The 15,515-nt window shown below is 48.3% G+C and carries 15 protein-coding genes; all 15 read left to right on the top strand.

Going from position 1 to position 15,515, the window contains the following annotated elements:
* Positions 1-14: 14 nt before the first annotated feature.
* Positions 15-323: a YlxR family protein gene (locus tag ABXS70_RS14915; protein WP_342555500.1), complete on the top strand. Its 309-nt coding sequence runs from the start codon at positions 15-17 to the stop codon at positions 321-323.
* Entirely contained in the window at positions 316-645 is a 330-nt protein-coding gene (locus tag ABXS70_RS14910; protein WP_342555501.1) for a ribosomal L7Ae/L30e/S12e/Gadd45 family protein, read from the top strand. Before ABXS70_RS14915 ends, ABXS70_RS14910 begins: the two co-directional genes overlap by 8 nt.
* The gene (gene infB / locus ABXS70_RS14905; protein WP_342555502.1) at positions 638-3,217 is read left to right on the top strand and encodes a translation initiation factor IF-2; all 2,580 of its coding nucleotides are present in this window, start codon (positions 638-640) and stop codon (positions 3,215-3,217) included. The genes ABXS70_RS14910 and infB overlap by 8 nt, the downstream gene beginning before the upstream one ends.
* Positions 3,218-3,242: 25 nt before the next feature.
* On the top strand, positions 3,243-3,608 hold the full coding sequence (gene rbfA, locus ABXS70_RS14900) for a 30S ribosome-binding factor RbfA (protein WP_342555503.1): 366 nt from the start codon (positions 3,243-3,245) through the stop codon (positions 3,606-3,608).
* A 19-nt stretch (positions 3,609-3,627) separates the two neighbouring features.
* Complete coding sequence (locus ABXS70_RS14895) at positions 3,628-4,605, top strand: bifunctional oligoribonuclease/PAP phosphatase NrnA (RefSeq protein WP_342555504.1); 978 nt, start codon at positions 3,628-3,630, stop codon at positions 4,603-4,605.
* The gene (gene truB, locus ABXS70_RS14890; protein WP_342555505.1) at positions 4,599-5,522 is read left to right on the top strand and encodes a tRNA pseudouridine(55) synthase TruB; all 924 of its coding nucleotides are present in this window, start codon (positions 4,599-4,601) and stop codon (positions 5,520-5,522) included. Before ABXS70_RS14895 ends, truB begins: the two co-directional genes overlap by 7 nt.
* Before the next feature lie 82 nt (positions 5,523-5,604).
* Entirely contained in the window at positions 5,605-6,531 is a 927-nt protein-coding gene (locus ABXS70_RS14885; protein WP_366296658.1) for a bifunctional riboflavin kinase/FAD synthetase, read from the top strand.
* Between the two features lie 157 nt (positions 6,532-6,688).
* The gene (gene rpsO, locus ABXS70_RS14880; protein ID WP_056700672.1) at positions 6,689-6,958 is read left to right on the top strand and encodes a 30S ribosomal protein S15; all 270 of its coding nucleotides are present in this window, start codon (positions 6,689-6,691) and stop codon (positions 6,956-6,958) included.
* Positions 6,959-7,218: 260 nt separating this feature from the next.
* Entirely contained in the window at positions 7,219-9,321 is a 2,103-nt protein-coding gene (gene pnp, locus ABXS70_RS14875) for a polyribonucleotide nucleotidyltransferase (protein ID WP_123064492.1), read from the top strand.
* 173 nt (positions 9,322-9,494) lie between these two features.
* Complete coding sequence (locus ABXS70_RS14870) at positions 9,495-10,490, top strand: polysaccharide deacetylase family protein (RefSeq protein WP_342555506.1); 996 nt, start codon at positions 9,495-9,497, stop codon at positions 10,488-10,490.
* A gap of 100 nt (positions 10,491-10,590) precedes the next feature.
* Entirely contained in the window at positions 10,591-11,871 is a 1,281-nt protein-coding gene (locus ABXS70_RS14865; protein WP_366288837.1) for a pitrilysin family protein, read from the top strand.
* Positions 11,828-12,280 carry a dUTP diphosphatase gene (gene dut / locus ABXS70_RS14860; protein WP_366288834.1) on the top strand — a complete coding sequence of 151 codons (453 nt, stop codon included), beginning with the start codon at positions 11,828-11,830 and terminating at the stop codon, positions 12,278-12,280. The genes ABXS70_RS14865 and dut overlap by 44 nt, the downstream gene beginning before the upstream one ends.
* Before the next feature lie 180 nt (positions 12,281-12,460).
* The gene (gene dpsA / locus ABXS70_RS14855) at positions 12,461-13,360 is read left to right on the top strand and encodes a dipicolinate synthase subunit DpsA (protein ID WP_342555509.1); all 900 of its coding nucleotides are present in this window, start codon (positions 12,461-12,463) and stop codon (positions 13,358-13,360) included.
* A complete protein-coding gene (locus ABXS70_RS14850) occupies positions 13,357-13,953 on the top strand; it encodes a dipicolinate synthase subunit B (RefSeq protein ID WP_342555510.1) in 597 nt (198 codons plus the stop codon). The genes dpsA and ABXS70_RS14850 overlap by 4 nt, the downstream gene beginning before the upstream one ends.
* A 301-nt stretch (positions 13,954-14,254) precedes the next feature.
* On the top strand, positions 14,255-15,472 hold the full coding sequence (dapG, locus tag ABXS70_RS14845) for an aspartate kinase (RefSeq protein WP_342555511.1): 1,218 nt from the start codon (positions 14,255-14,257) through the stop codon (positions 15,470-15,472).
* Positions 15,473-15,515: the final 43 nt, after the last annotated feature.

Raw genomic sequence — 15,515 nt, 5'->3', positions numbered from 1 at the left:
GGGGGCGCTGACGTATGAAATCAAAAAAAGTGCCGCTGCGCAAATGTGTGGCATGCCAGGAAATGATGCCCAAGAAGCAGCTCATTCGCATCGTTAAAACACCTGAGGATGAAGTGCTGATTGATTTGACTGGCAAAAAGTCCGGACGCGGCGCATATCTATGCGGCAAAGAGTCCTGCTTTAAGCTTGCGCTTAAAAACCGGGCTTTGGATCGGGCGTTGAAGGGGAAAGTTTCACCAGAAATCTATGAACAGCTGGCCGCTGATTTTATTGCAGTAGAGGATGAATTTATGGCTGCACAGGAGCGTGATGAGGATGAGTGATACGAAAGTGCTGTCTTATCTCGGGCTCTCGATGCGCGCTGGCAAGCTGCTCACAGGTGATGAGATTGTGCACAAAGCAGTCCGTTCAGGTGAAGCTAAGATGGTTATTGTTGCAGGTGATGCTTCTGCAAACACACAAAAGAAATTTCGCGACAAATGTGCTACTTACAAGGTTCCGCTTCTTATCGGATTGGATCGCGACCGCATAGGGTCAAGCATCGGTAAAGATACGCGGGTGGTTCTTGCGGTAACAGACCTTGGGTTTGCAAAAATGATCTCCAAGCAAGTCGGTATAATGTCGGAGGTGGAGTATATTGAGTAAACAGGAAAACAAGGAAAAATTGCGAGTTTATGAATATGCGAAGTCCCTTAACATGAGCAGTAAGGAAATTATTACTATCCTTAAAAAACTGGATATTCCCGTTAACAATCATATGAGTGTAATGGAGAATGGTTCGGTCGGTAAGGTGGAACAATTTTTTAAAGATATTAAATCCACTGCCGCGTCGAAACAAGGCAGCGAAGCCAAGTCTGTTGCGACTTCGGCCGTGCGCAGTGACAAACCAGCGGACAGCAGCAAGCCGGGCGGCGGAGTGAACACGCCGAAGAGCAGCAGTACAACCGGCAGTCCCGTACAAACAAAAATACAACAGGAAAAGCAGGTAGGTATGAACAATAGACCAAATTCCAACAATAACAATGGCACTCAAAGACCAAGCGGCCAAGATAGCCGTAACAGAACAACAACTTCCCAAGGCTCAAGTCAGGGAGGACAATCAGGCAATCGTCCAAGACCAGCTTCAGGTGGTCAAGGAAATACAGGGTCCCGCCCGCAAGGATCGGGTCAACGTCCGAACAACAGCGGCGGTCCTAGCAGATCTTCAGGACCTAACAGCGGTGGAAGCACTGGAAACAGTGGTAACCGCAGCGGTGGCCAAAGTCAGGGACAAGGCCAAGGCGGCCAGCGTAGAGGCGGCCAAGGCAGTTCAGGCGGCAATAACGGCAATCGTTCCAACAGCGGTGGTGGTGGCGGACGCCGCTTCGATGACAATCGTGGTGGTAATTTCCGCAACAATCGCGGAGGCAAGAACAATCGCAACAGAAATCAACAGCAGTACGTACAGCGTGAAAAAATCGATAACACACCTAAGAAAATCATCGTTCGCGGTGATATGACTGTTGGTGAAACGGCAAAACTTCTTCATAAGGATGCTTCCGAAGTAATCAAAAAGCTTATTGGCATGGGTGTCATGGCAACCATTAACCAAGAACTTGACATTGATACCATTCTGCTGCTCGCAGGTGAATTCGGTGTTGAAGTTGAAGTGAAGATTGTTCTTGAAGATGATCGTTTTGAAAATGTGGAAGAGAATGATGATCCTGCAGATCTTCAATCCCGCCCTCCAGTTGTAACGATTATGGGTCACGTCGACCATGGTAAAACGACATTGCTGGATGCAATCCGTTCCACGAATGTATCTAGCGGCGAAGCAGGCGGAATTACGCAGCATATCGGTGCTTATCAGGTTGAAATTAACAATAAGAAAATCACGTTCCTTGATACTCCTGGCCACGAAGCATTTACTGCGATGCGTGCACGTGGAGCACAAGTTACGGATATGACGATTATTGTTGTCGCTGCAGATGATGGTGTTATGCCGCAGACGGTTGAGGCAATTAACCACGCCAAAGCTGCGGGTCTGCCGATTATCGTTGCAGTCAACAAAATTGACAAACCGGGTGCTGATCCGGACAAAGTGAAACAGGAACTGACCAACTATGAACTCGTTCCGGAAGAATGGGGCGGAGATACCATCTTTGTAAACGTATCTGCGAAACAAAGAATGGGTCTTGAAGGACTGCTTGAGATGATTTTGCTCGTTGCTGAAGTGAACGAGTACAAAGCAAATCCGAACAAACGTGCTCGTGGTACGGTTATTGAAGCCGAACTGGATAAAGGCCGTGGTCCGGTTGCGCGTATCCTCGTGCAGCATGGTACACTCAAAGTCGGCGATGCATTCGTAGCAGGTAACTGCTTCGGCCGTGTGCGTGCAATGGTCAATGACAAGGGCCGCCGCCTGAAAGAAGCTGGACCTTCAACACCTGTTGAGATTACAGGTCTGACGGAAGTTCCAGGCGCTGGAGATCCGTTTATGGTCTTTGAAGATGAGCGTAAAGCTCGTTCCATCGCTGATAAACGTGCAATTACGCAGCGTGAATCCGATCTGGGCACGAATACACGTGTCACACTGGATGATCTGTTCCAGCACATTAAAGATGGCGAGATCAAAGACTTGAACGTAATCATCAAAGGTGACGTACAGGGTTCGGTTGAAGCATTGAAAGGTTCCCTTGCGAAGATCGAAGTCGAAGGTGTGCGCGTGAAAATCATTCACAGCGGTGCTGGTGCGATCACGGAATCCGACATCATCTTGGCTGCGGCTTCCAATGCCATCGTGATCGGCTTCAACGTTCGTCCTGAGAATCAGGCAAAAATCACTGCGGATCAAGAGCAGGTAGACATTCGTCTGCACCGCGTCATCTACAGTGTTATCGAAGAGATTGAACAAGCAATGAAGGGCATGCTTGATCCAATCTACAAAGAAAAAGTTATTGGTCATGCTGAAGTTCGTAATACCTTCTCCATCAGTAAAGTGGGTACCATTGCAGGTTGTATGGTTACCTCGGGCAAAATCACTCGTTCTGCGGAAGCACGCCTGATTCGTGACGGTATCGTCCTTTACGAAGGCAAGCTGGATTCCCTGAAACGGTTTAAAGATGATGCCAAAGAAGTGGCACAAGGTTACGAGTGCGGTATCACATTGGACAAATACAACGATCTCAAGGAAGGCGATGTAATTGAAGCCTTCATCATGGAGAGCGTACAACGATAAGCAGGGAAGTATGAGGTGAACAACAATGGCTAAGATTCGTACAGGTAGAGTGGGCGAGCAGATCAAGAAAGAACTGAGTCTGCTTATCCAGTCAGAACTGAAAGATCCTCGTATCGGTTTTATTACCGTAACGGGAGTTGAAGTGACTGGCGACTTGTCGCAAGCCAAAGTTTATCTGAGTGTCTTCGGTGAACAGGAGCAGAAAGATAACTCGCTTAAGGCTCTTGCCAAAGCAAACGGTTTTTTGCGTACGGAACTCGGCAAACGTATCCGTTTCCGTCATGTTCCCGAATTGATATTCAAGATTGACGAATCGATTGCATACGGCAGCCGGATTGAAAAGCTGCTTGGTGATATTGGTTCCGACAACAACAAAAACGAATCCCAGTAACAGAATAGAGGAGACGGCAATGCACACTTATGAACAGGCGCTCCAGGCAGGGAAACAATTCCTGCTGGAGCATGACGATTACCTGGTCGTGTCGCATGTACAGCCGGACGGTGACGCAGTCAGCTCGACGGTAACGGTGGGCTGGCTGCTGTCATGTCTGGGAAAGACATTCACGATGATCAATGAAGGTGAAATTCCGCAGCGCATGCATTTTTTATGGCAGGCGGATGCCATTGTGAACATGACAGAATATCCCCCGGAGCGCAAGTATAAAGCGATCATTTGTGTTGATTGCGCCGACTTTGCCAGAGTGGGACTTACCCGTCATTATTTTGAAGAAGATGCAGTCATTCTGAATATTGATCATCATCCCACAAATAATGGATACGGTGCAGTGAACATTATCAAATCGGATGCAGCGGCTACTGCCGAGATTTTGTTTGATTTCCTGCAGCTTTTCAATATTACATGGAATAAAGAGATCGCTACGGCAGTATACACAGGCCTGCTGACAGACACCGGTGGATTTCGTTATGCGAATACCAGCCCTAATGTGATGGCTGTCGCCTCCCGCCTGTTGGAGCATGGCGTAGATGGGCCTAATCTTGCTCAAACGCTGCTCGAAGAGGTGACTCTTCCTCAAGTCCGTGTTTTGAACAAGGCGCTTTCCTCTTTGCAAATGTCAGAAGACGGCAGGATTGCCTGGGTGGTTATCACACCAGAGGATATGCAGGTATGCGGGGCAGCTAATGAAGATTTGGAAGGCATCGTTAACTATGCGCGCAACATTCGCGGGGTCGAAGTAGGCATCTTTTTCAAAGTGATCAATGAGAATGCGGTTAAAGTGTCTATGCGCTCAGCGGGCAGGGTTGATGTAGCCGCACTGGCACAAACCTTTGGCGGGGGCGGACATGTTCTCGCAGCGGGATGCCGAATGGAAGGCAAGCTTGAAGACATTGTAGAAAAAGTACTGAAGCAGGTGAACTCACAATGGTAAAACCGTTTGAAGGTGTGCTTCCGGTATATAAGCCGGCGGGATTCACTTCGCATGATGTCGTAGCCAAAATGCGCCGAATTTTGAAAATGAAGCGTATTGGCCATACGGGTACTCTCGATCCACAGGTAACCGGAGTTCTTCCGCTCTGCCTCGGGCGGGCTACACGAGTCGTGGAGTACATGCAGGAACTTCCGAAAGAATATCTGGCAACGCTCAGACTGGGACTCGCTACAGACACAGAAGACCTGACGGGTGAAGTCATTGAACGTTCCGAGTCTGCTGTTGAAGTGACGCAGGATCAGGTGCAGCAGGTGCTGGAGAAGTTTCTAGGTACTATTTCACAAGTTCCGCCCATGTATTCTGCGGTCAAAGTAGATGGGAAACGATTGTATGAACTTGCTCGTGAAGGCAAGACCGTTGAGCGTAAGAGCCGGGAAGTGACGATCTATGAACTGGAACTTATCGGAATGGAAGTCAGCGATGGAACCACAGATATATCATTCCGTGCGTTGTGCTCGAAAGGCACGTATATTCGAACGTTGTGTGTGGACATCGGTCGCGAGCTCGGTTTCCCGTCCACCATGGTGAAGCTGGAGCGTACTATCTCTGCAGGAATAGCTGCGGATCATTGTCTTCGTATTGAAGAAGTGGAGCAGCGTATGGCGGAAGGCACGCTGGCGGAGGCGCTGATTCCTGTAGATGAAGCGATCTCTTCCATTCCGGCTCATAAAGTTGCTGAAGAGCAGACAAAAGGAGCCCTTCAGGGTCAGAAGTTGTCTGCACGTCTGTTGGAGCCGCCCGTGGAGAAGCCGGGACTGCTGCGTTTGTATGCTCAGGACGGAACGTTTCTGGGGATTTTTGAACGGGATGAATTGAAACCAACCGTGAGGGCTGTTAAAGTCTTCTTACCGGAATAAAGAGGTACCGGGCTTGGAGCGATGACGAGGTTCAAGCTTGGCCCATCAAGTGAAATGCAGGTGAATGATTGTGAAAACCGTAATGCTAACTTATCCGCAGACTTTACAATCCGCGGAACTGAGTACACATCCCCAAGTGCTGGCTATTGGTCAATTTGACGGACTGCATCTCGGACATGCAAGTGTCATTCTATCCGCTGTTCGCATTGCGCAGGAATCGGGCATGAAGGCGGCTGTTATGACCTTCCATCCACACCCGAAAGAAGTTATGCGTAAGGGCGATTACGAGGGATATCTGACTCCTCTCAGAGACAAGGAAGAGATCCTTGAGGGTATGGGTGTTGATGTGCTCTACGTTGTTGAATTTAATGAATCATTTTCACAGCTCTCCCCAGAGCAATTCGTTCATGAACTGTTACTTCCTCTTCAGACTCGCACAGCCGTTGTCGGATTTGATTTCCGCTTTGGTCACAAAGGTGCAGGTGACGAGCAGATGCTGCGCACCTTGGGCGGTCAAGAAATGACGGTAGAAACGGTTCCTCCGTTTTTGCTTGGTGGAGAGAAGGTAAGCAGCTCGCTGATTCGTGCCCTGTTGAAGCGGGGCGAGATAGATGAGGCGAGCCAGTGGCTTGGACGTCCTTATAGTGTCAGAGGTACTGTTATTCACGGAGAGAAGCGGGGAAGAACGATCGGTTTTCCTACCGCCAATCTCGAACTTGCGGACCATTATGTTACACCAGCTAAAGGTGTATATGCTGTTCGTGTGAATGTTGGGGATCAAGAACTGGCAGGTGTGATGAACCTGGGTGTCAAACCGACCTTTCACGAGAATGGTATGAAACCAACGTATGAGGTGCATCTGCTTGATTTTGACGGTCAAATTTATGATCAGGAACTGAAAGTGGAACTGGTGCACTACATTCGAAACGAGCGGAAATTCGATTCAATCGACGCTTTGATTGCTCAGATCCGTGAAGATGCACTGACCGCTGCCCGTCTGTTGTCCTAAAACTTTATCAAAGTTGATGTTTACATTTACTTTGTCTGGGCAACTATGATATAATGTACTACGTTGTCGATTAAGACGACATTAACCTTAGCTTGGTTACACGCTCTCACCGGCGGTGACGAGGCTAACGGCGATTATAATGAAGGAGGTGAATAGGATGGCATTGACTCAAGAACGTAAACAACAACTGATCGACGAGCACAAAACTCATGAGTCCGATACTGGATCACCTGAGGTGCAAGTTGCTATCCTTACGGAAAACATCAGAAGTTTGACAGACCACTTGCGTACGCATAAGAAAGACCACCACTCACGTCGTGGACTTTTGAAAATGGTAGGTCAACGTCGTAAGCTTTTGGCTTACGTGAAAAACAAAGATGTTAAACGTTACAGCGCACTGATCGAAAAACTCGGATTGCGTCGTTAATTATCGTACATGTTTTCAAAATCAACCTGGCTGTTATCCGCTTTTCTTTTGTCTAAAAGGACAAGCGGGGCTTACAGCCGGGTTGTTTTGTAGATGAACATGTTGCCATATATTTGTAGCTGAGAGCTCCGCAAGGAGCTTTTGTTTTGCAAGTCAGCCTGCTTCCCGTCCAATCATAGCTAATGAATGCCGGACAAGCAGGAAATACTGTGAATATGCAGAATCCATTGTTGATAGGAACGAATTAAAGGAGGGATTTCATGGAACAGCGTGTTGAAATGCAGCTTGGTGGAAGAAAGCTTACGCTTGAAACCGGGCGTTTGGCCAAACAGGCGAATGCTGCCGTTAAGGTAACATACGGAGATACCGTAGTGTTGTGTACCGTGACAGCATCAAGTGAGCCGAAAGATCTGGACTTTTTCCCACTGACGGTGAACTATGAAGAAAGATTGTACGCTGTAGGTAAAATCCCGGGAGGATTTATCAAGCGTGAAGGTAGACCGTCCGAGAAAGCGATTCTGGCCAGCCGTCTGACGGACCGCCCGATTCGTCCATTGTTCCCGGAAGGTTTCCGTAATGATGTACAAGTTCTGAACATTGTTATGAGTGTGGATCAGGACTGCGAACCACAAATTGCAGCCATGATTGGTACCTCAGCAGCATTGAGCATTTCCGATGTGCCTTTCAGCGGGCCGATTGGCGGTGTGAAGGTGGGCCGTATTGATGGAGAGTTCATCATTAACCCAACGATTGCACAGCTTGAAATCAGCGAACTTGAACTCGTGGTTGCAGGAACTAGAGATGCGATCATGATGGTTGAAGCCGAAGCGAATGAATTACCGGAAGAAGTGATGCTTGAAGCAATCATGTTCGGACATGACGAGATCAAAAACATCGTGACTGTCATTGAACAGCTTGTACAAGTTGCCGGTAAAGAAAAAATGGAAGTGAAGCTGCATGCTGTCAATGCAGAAGTGAACAGCAGCGTTCGTGAGTTTGCAAGCGCACGTCTGGTGGAGGCTGTTAAAATTGCAGAGAAACATGCTCGTCAGGATGCTATTGATGCAGTTAATGACGAAACGGTTGCTCACTTCGAAGAGAAGTATATTGAAACACCTGAACTGCTCAAAGACGTGAAAGAAGTGCTGCACGATATCGTCAAAGAAGAAGTGCGCCGCCTGATCACTCATGATAAAGTTCGTCCGGATGGACGCGGACTGGCTGAGATTCGTCCAATTGAGTGTGATACCTCCCTGCTTCCGCGTACACACGGTTCAGGCCTGTTCACACGTGGACAAACACAAGCTTTGAGCATCTGTACACTCGGTGCACTGGGTGACGTTCAAATTTTGGACGGCATCAGTCTGGAAGAAACCAAACGTTTCATGCATCACTATAATTTCCCGCCGTTCAGCGTAGGTGAAGCTCGTCCGCTTCGTGCGCCGGGACGCCGTGAAATCGGACATGGTGCGCTGGGTGAGCGTGCGCTGTCGAAAGTCATTCCGTCTGAAACCGACTTCCCGTACACCATCCGTTTGGTCTCTGAAGTATTGGAATCCAACGGTTCTACATCCCAAGCAAGTATTTGCGCGAGCACGCTTGCGATGATGGATGCGGGTGTACCAATCAAAGCTCCGGTAGCTGGTGTGGCGATGGGTCTGATCAAAGATGGAGAGCACGTATCCATTCTGAGTGATATTCAAGGGATGGAAGATCATCTCGGCGATATGGACTTCAAAGTAGCAGGAACACCTGAAGGGGTAACAGCGATTCAAATGGACATCAAAATTGATGGGATTGACCGTCAAATCTTGTCCGAGGCGCTGGCTCAAGCAAAAGAAGGACGCATGCACATTTTGGGTAAAATGACCGAAGTGATGAAAACACCTCGTGAGCAATTGTCCCAGTATGCGCCTAAAATTACGACTATGCACATCAATCCGGATAAAATTCGCGATGTGATCGGTGCTGGTGGTAAAATTATCAACAAAATCATCGAAGAAACCGGTGTTAAAATTGATATCGAACAGGATGGACGTGTCTTTATCGCTTCTTCTAATCAGGAGATGAATGATAAAGCCAAAGCGATCATCGAAGGGATCGTTCGCGAAGTACTGGTTGGCGAAATTTATGTCGGCAAAGTTAAACGTGTCGAGAAGTTCGGTGCATTTGTTGAAGTGCTGCCAAACAAAGAAGGTCTGGTACACATTTCTCAATTGTCTACAGAACGTGTAGCCAAAGTGGAAGATGTTGTGGCGATCGGTGATTCCATCACGGTGAAAGTAACCGAGATTGACCCGCAAGGTCGAATCAACCTGTCCCGTAAAGCTGTATTAACAGCGGAAGCTCCTGCACAATCTTAGGCGGCTGACGCTCGAATAACATATGCAAGATTGAAGAAGAGACAGAATGCGAATTTCTGGCTCTTTTTTTAACGTTTAAAGGAGAGATCATTGACCAAGAGATTGCGGTTATTAATCATATTTCTGCCCTTGTCCTCATAAGATGGGGACAAAGACGGCAGGAGGATGGAGCTGTGAGAAACCAATCCAAAAAACTGGCGGTTGTTCTCGCGGGTGTGGCAGCGGTCATGCTAATCGGACAAGTCGGCAGTGTACGTACATACATTACGGAGATCCGTGATGGCCCGGGCACGCAGAATGCATTTGATATGTTTAAGGAAGCGACCGGAGAAGAATCACTGTTATCAGCGATTAAGGATAAGGCAGCCGAGACTCGAATTGCACCGGTGAATGCGAGAGTCGATCGAATATGGAAAGCCATTCCTGGTTATAACGGCCTGGAGATCGATGTGGAGGAGACTTATCGCAGGGCTCTGGGAGGAATGCTGAATACTAAGATTCCGTATGTCTACCGCCAGATTGAGCCTGAGATTCAATTGAAAGACTTGGGAGCACATCCGATTTATCGTGGTAACGCGAATAAACCGATGGTTTCGTTTATGATCAATGTGGCTTGGGGGAACGAATTTCTCGTTCCGATGCTGGACACGCTGGATGCCAAAAAGGTAAAGGCTACTTTTTTTCTGGATGGAAGCTGGCTGAGCAAAAATGCTGAACTGGCCAAAGAAATCCAAAAGCGTGGACATGAGCTGTCCAATCATGCGTATTCCCACCCGAATATGAGCCGTTTAAGTGCGGAGCGGGCAAGGCTCGAGATCAGCAAAACGGAGGATCTGCTGCAGCAAACGCTAGGTGTAAAGAATCGCTGGTTCGCACCGCCATCGGGAGATTTCAATCAGAAAACGGTGGATATTGCAGCTTCTTTGGGTTTGCAAACGGTTCTATGGACAGTGGATACGGTCGACTGGCGCAAACCAAGTCCTGATTCTGTCATTGCCAAAATAGCGAATAAAACCGAAGCAGGCTCATTAATTCTAATGCATCCTACAGCATCTTCTGCAGGAGCATTGAAAGGCATGATCGATTCCATTCACGCCAAGGGACTGGTGCTTGGAACGGTAAGTGAGACGCTGTCTTCGGAACGCGTAAAGAGCCATGCGGTTGAGTGAACGCCGTTTTTTTGTTAATATCAAACAGTTGGAACCAAATGTCGATATCAATCTGCGTAGATTGAGATCATGACAATTATAGAGATGTAGGAGGGCCACCGTGAAAAAAATTCAGCTGGGCAATGGCCTCAGAGTTGTGATGGAGCAAATTCCGACCTGTCGTTCCGTTTCATTTGGAATATGGGTCAAAACAGGTTCACGCAATGAGCGGACCGAAAATAACGGAGTATCCCATTTTATTGAACATATGCTCTTTAAGGGAACGGATCGTTTCGATGCCAAAGCCATTGCGGAGCAGTTTGACGCCATTGGCGGTAATGTGAATGCATTTACGTCTAAGGAATATACCTGTTATTATGCAAAAGTGCTGGATGAACATCTGCCAATCGCAGTGGATGTGTTATCTGACATGTTCTTCCGCTCCAAAATGGACGAGGGTGAACTGGCGAAGGAGAAAAACGTCATTTTGGAAGAAATCTCAATGTATGAGGACACACCTGACGACATGGTCCATGATCTGATGGCTTTGGCCGCATACGGCGAGCATCCGCTCGCATATCCAATTCTGGGTACAGAAGAACGTCTCAAAGTAATGGATTCCAGTCATTTGCGTGCATATATGAAGGAACATTATACCATCGAAAACACCGTCATCAGCATTGCGGGCAACATCGACGACAGTGTGATTGAACTGATGGAGAAACACTTCGGTGAGTTTGATGTTCAAGGGGTAACGGAGGAAGTGAAACTGCCCGCATTCCAAAGTGGACAGCTCTTTCACAAAAAGAAAACGGAGCAAAATCACATCTGTATCTCGTTCCCGGGCTGCAAAATTGGGGATCCGCTGCAGTTCGCCATGGTTGTTCTGAACAATGTCATTGGCGGCGGCATGAGCTCCAGACTGTTCCAGGAAATTCGAGAAAAGCGGGGACTGGCTTATTCCGTCTATTCGTATCACAGTTCACATGCAGACAGCGGTTTGTTCACAATCTATGCTGGAACTGCTCCGAAACAGACGAAGGAAGTGCTGGATCTGACCAAAGAGGTACTGCATGATCTGGCTGTAAATGGCTTATCCGAGGATGAACTGCGTAAAGGCAAGGAACAGCTGAAAGGCAGTCTGATTCTCAGTCTGGAGAGCACGGGCAGCCGTATGAACCGTCTCGGAAAAAATGAATTGATGCTTGGCAGACATCATACGCTGGATGAGATGATTGCCAAAATTGAACAGGTTACGATGAATGATATTGACGCCGTGCTTGATCTGATGTTTGCTGAGCCGTTTGCGCTTGCCATGGTAGGTGCTTCAGACAAGACGATTGCCGGACTTAGAAGGGATGATTTGGTTGCATTACGTTCAAATAAAGAAATTACCGGGTAACGAGGATATCAAATTGCCGCAAAAAATGTCCGAGCTGGCTGCCGGCTTTGATGTTGTGGCCGCATTGGAAGAAGAAGTTGTGCTGCAGCCTGGGCAGCGTACTTTGATCCCGACGGGTCTTGCGATGGCAATGCCCGCGGGGCTGGAAGCTCAAATTCGACCACGCAGCGGACTGGCGTTCAAACACGGTATTACCTGTCTGAACACACCTGGAACAATTGATGCCGATTATCGTGGCGAGGTGAAGGTGCTGCTCATTAATCTGGGCCAGGAACCTTTTACCATTGTACGCGGAGAGCGAATTGCCCAAATCGTGTTCCAAATAGTACCTGAAATCGAGTTAACGGAAGTAGCGGAACTTTCGGACACCGTGCGCGGTGAAGGCGGATTCGGTCACACGGGGAAATAAGCACGCGGCATGTTCCCGTATACAGCAGTGAAAATAGTAAACGTATCGAGCATCACAGCCGTCCTTCACAGGGCGGCTTTTTTTGTGCTGAATCTATAACTCATGCATTTATTGTTTTCACCCCTATGTGGGCCGCTGCATACGATAAGGCATACATGTGGTGAAAGGAGTGACGTCCCGATGCTGACTGGAGTCCGGATTGTCGTTCTGGGCGGAGATGCAAGGCAGCTTGAGGTCATTAAAAAGTGTGCCGAGCTGGATGCGGCGGTAAGTGTGGTAGGTTTTGACCAACTGGAACAACATATTCCGGGCATTGAACACTGCGGACTTGAAGATGATGTGTTTGCTTCCGCAGATGTGCTTGTGCTGCCTGTAGTAAGCTGCGATGATCAAGGGAAAGTAAATTCTTCGTTTAGCAGCGATCTCATTGTTTTGAAAAAAGAACATATAGCTGCCTTGCCGGAGCACTGCACCGTGTTTACAGGGATGGCAAAGCCGTTTTTGCGTGAACTTTGCCAGGAGAACGGTCTTCGGCTTGTTGAAGTGCTTGACCGCGATGATATCGCCCTGTACAACTCTATTCCGACAGCGGAGGGAGCCATCGCCATAGCAATCAAAGAGACGGATTTCACGATTCACGGCTCAGAATGCATCGTACTTGGCATTGGTCGAACAGGGTTCACGCTGGCAAAAACACTGCAGGGACTGGGAGCTAATGTACGGGTTGGAATCAGGCGGGATGAGGATGAAGCCTGGGCAGTGATTATGGGGTGGAAGCCTTTCAGGATAACGGATTTGGCCGCTCAAACCGGGGAAGTTGACTTGCTTTTTAATACGATACCGACTATGATTATCACAGCACAAATCCTGTCCAGAATGCCTCAAAAAGCAGTCATTATTGACCTTGCATCCGCCCCTGGCGGCTGTGATTTCAGATATGCCGACAAGCGCGGCATCAAAGCACTGCTTGCACCAGGCCTCCCCGGCATCGTTGCTCCCAAAACGGCTGGCGGCATTATTGCCGACGCGTTAATCCGTTTGCTTTTGGAAGAACAGAACGCACGGGAGGTTAAATCATGAACTGGCAGGGTAAAACGGTAGGTTACGCAATTACGGGGTCTCATTGTACGTTTGAAGAGGTTATGCCGGTCATTAGCCGCTTTGTGGCCGAAGGCGCAAATGTCATTCCGATTATTTCGAACTCGGTACTAACGACGGATACACGCTTCGGAACGGCGCAGAATTGGCAAAAACAGTTGAAAGATATAACGGGTAACGATATCATCTCTACAATTGTTGAGGCGGAGCCTTTAGGGCCCTCGAAGCTGCTTGATGTGCTGGTTATTGCTCCATGCACGGGAAACACAACGAGCAAGCTGGCTAACGCGATGACCGACAGTCCGGTGCTTATGGCTGCAAAAGCGCAGATGCGCAATCAGCGTCCGCTTGTGCTGGCTATTTCCACGAATGACGGTCTTGGTTTGAATGCAGCGAATATTGCGAAATTGCTGGTGGCGAAATATTTGTATTTTGTGCCTTTTGGTCAAGATGATCCAATAAAAAAACCGAATTCGTTAGTTGCCAAAATGGAGTTGATTCCAGAAGCCTGCTGGAGTGCACTGGAAGGCAGGCAGCTGCAGCCGATGATTGTGGAGCGTGCTTCACAGGGCTGAGGCTTGCAGTAGGGCAATAACGGTTATGCGTAGGGAGATATGAAGAAGGGTTCGAGAGACAAAGAAATCATGGGGGACGATAGTTGATTTGTTCAGCTACCTCTGAATACGTTCCTGTTCATAAGGGCATTCCTGTTTGCAGCAGCAACCAGCAGCAGGCAGGAGAGGTGTATTGAAAATACATGTCATACCATGCCCTATACATTGCTGAGATTATCGCATCGGAACGCTCCCAAGGGTGATCGATTTGTTGATTTAACCCGTGTCCAGTCTTCTTGCGTACACAAATGGAGGAATAAAGATGCGTATCATGGTACAAAAATTCGGGGGCACATCTCTCTCTACCGTTCAGGCGAGAGAGCATGTGCTCCGACATGTTAAACGTGAGCTTGAAACAGGATTTAATCTGGTCATTGTCGTATCAGCTATGGGTCGCCGCGGCGAGCCTTATGCAACGGATACACTGCTTGACTGGGCAGCGCAGAATGGAAATGCACTATCCCCGCGTGAAAAGGATTTACTGTTGTGCTGTGGTGAAATCATCTCTGCAACAACGCTCAGCAGTCTGCTTGAACATGAAGGCATTCCAACTTCAGTGCTGACCGGTGCACAAGCGGGCTTTGTGACGGACGACAATTTCGGGAATGCCCGGATATTGGATGTCCGTCCTGTTCGTGTGCTGGAACAGCTTCAGCTGGGGCGTGTAGTCATTGTAACCGGATTCCAGGGACAGACGGAAAAGGGCGATTTCACGACACTGGGACGCGGTGGAAGTGATACATCTGCTACAGCATTAGGAGCAGCCCTGCATGCTGAAATGGTGGATATCTATACGGACGTCAACGGGATTCTGACTGCTGACCCTCGGATTGTAGAAGATGCCCGTCCTTTAACGGTAGTGAGTTATGCCGAGATCTGCAATATGGCTCACCATGGGGCGAAGGTCATTCATCCGCGAGCAGTTGAGATCGCAATGCAGTCCCAGATACCGGTACGGGTAAGATCTACTTTTGCAGATACGGAAGGCACACTTGTTACGCATCCGGAAGGATTCAAGGATGTGCAGACAGGTATTATTGACCGTTATGTAACCGGTATTGCTTATGTAAGCAATGTTACGCAGATCACGGTGGATGTACCTGGTGGTGCAGATCGTCTGCAGCTGAAAGTGTTCAAAACAATGGCAGAGAATTCGATCAGTGTCGATTTTATTAATGTTACCCCTACCGGGGTAGTATATACCGTTTTTGACAGTGATTCCGAGAAAGCAATACATGTCCTGCAGGAGATTGGACTCAAGCCGCAAAGTTTGTCTGGCTGTGCCAAAGTGTCCGTCATTGGCGGAGGCATCAACGGTGTGCCTGGAATCATGGCCCGTATTGTCGAGTCTTTAACACTGGCTGACATTCAGATTCTGCAATCAGCGGATTCTAACACAACCATCTGGGTGCTTGTCAAAAAAGAAGATATGGTTCAGGCTCTGAGGGCGCTTCACGCCTCATTTGAACTTCACTTGTAAATGACCGAAGTCAGCTGAGCCAGACCTGTTTTGAGGGAGGAAA

Source organism: Paenibacillus sp. AN1007 (assembly GCF_040702995.1).
Lineage (GTDB): Bacteria > Bacillota > Bacilli > Paenibacillales > Paenibacillaceae > Paenibacillus.
The sequence above is the reverse complement of the archived record's forward strand: the minus strand, read 5'-3'. Positions and strand labels throughout refer to the sequence as shown.

Excerpts from the sequence above, each read along its gene's own strand:
- ABXS70_RS14915 (WP_342555500.1), top strand. The coding sequence starts at position 15 with ATGAAATCAAAAAAAGTGCCGCTGCGCAAATGTGTGGCATGCCAGGAA.
- ABXS70_RS14910 (WP_342555501.1), top strand. The coding sequence starts at position 316 with ATGAGTGATACGAAAGTGCTGTCTTATCTCGGGCTCTCGATGCGCGCT.
- rbfA (WP_342555503.1), top strand. The coding sequence starts at position 3,243 with ATGGCTAAGATTCGTACAGGTAGAGTGGGCGAGCAGATCAAGAAAGAA.
- ABXS70_RS14895 (WP_342555504.1), top strand. The coding sequence starts at position 3,628 with ATGCACACTTATGAACAGGCGCTCCAGGCAGGGAAACAATTCCTGCTG.
- truB (WP_342555505.1), top strand. The coding sequence starts at position 4,599 with ATGGTAAAACCGTTTGAAGGTGTGCTTCCGGTATATAAGCCGGCGGGA.
- ABXS70_RS14885 (WP_366296658.1), top strand. The coding sequence starts at position 5,605 with ATGCTAACTTATCCGCAGACTTTACAATCCGCGGAACTGAGTACACAT.
- rpsO (WP_056700672.1), top strand. The coding sequence starts at position 6,689 with ATGGCATTGACTCAAGAACGTAAACAACAACTGATCGACGAGCACAAA.
- pnp (WP_123064492.1), top strand. The coding sequence starts at position 7,219 with ATGGAACAGCGTGTTGAAATGCAGCTTGGTGGAAGAAAGCTTACGCTT.
- dut (WP_366288834.1), top strand. The coding sequence starts at position 11,828 with ATGATTTGGTTGCATTACGTTCAAATAAAGAAATTACCGGGTAACGAG.
- dpsA (WP_342555509.1), top strand. The coding sequence starts at position 12,461 with ATGCTGACTGGAGTCCGGATTGTCGTTCTGGGCGGAGATGCAAGGCAG.
- ABXS70_RS14850 (WP_342555510.1), top strand. The coding sequence starts at position 13,357 with ATGAACTGGCAGGGTAAAACGGTAGGTTACGCAATTACGGGGTCTCAT.
- dapG (WP_342555511.1), top strand. The coding sequence starts at position 14,255 with ATGCGTATCATGGTACAAAAATTCGGGGGCACATCTCTCTCTACCGTT.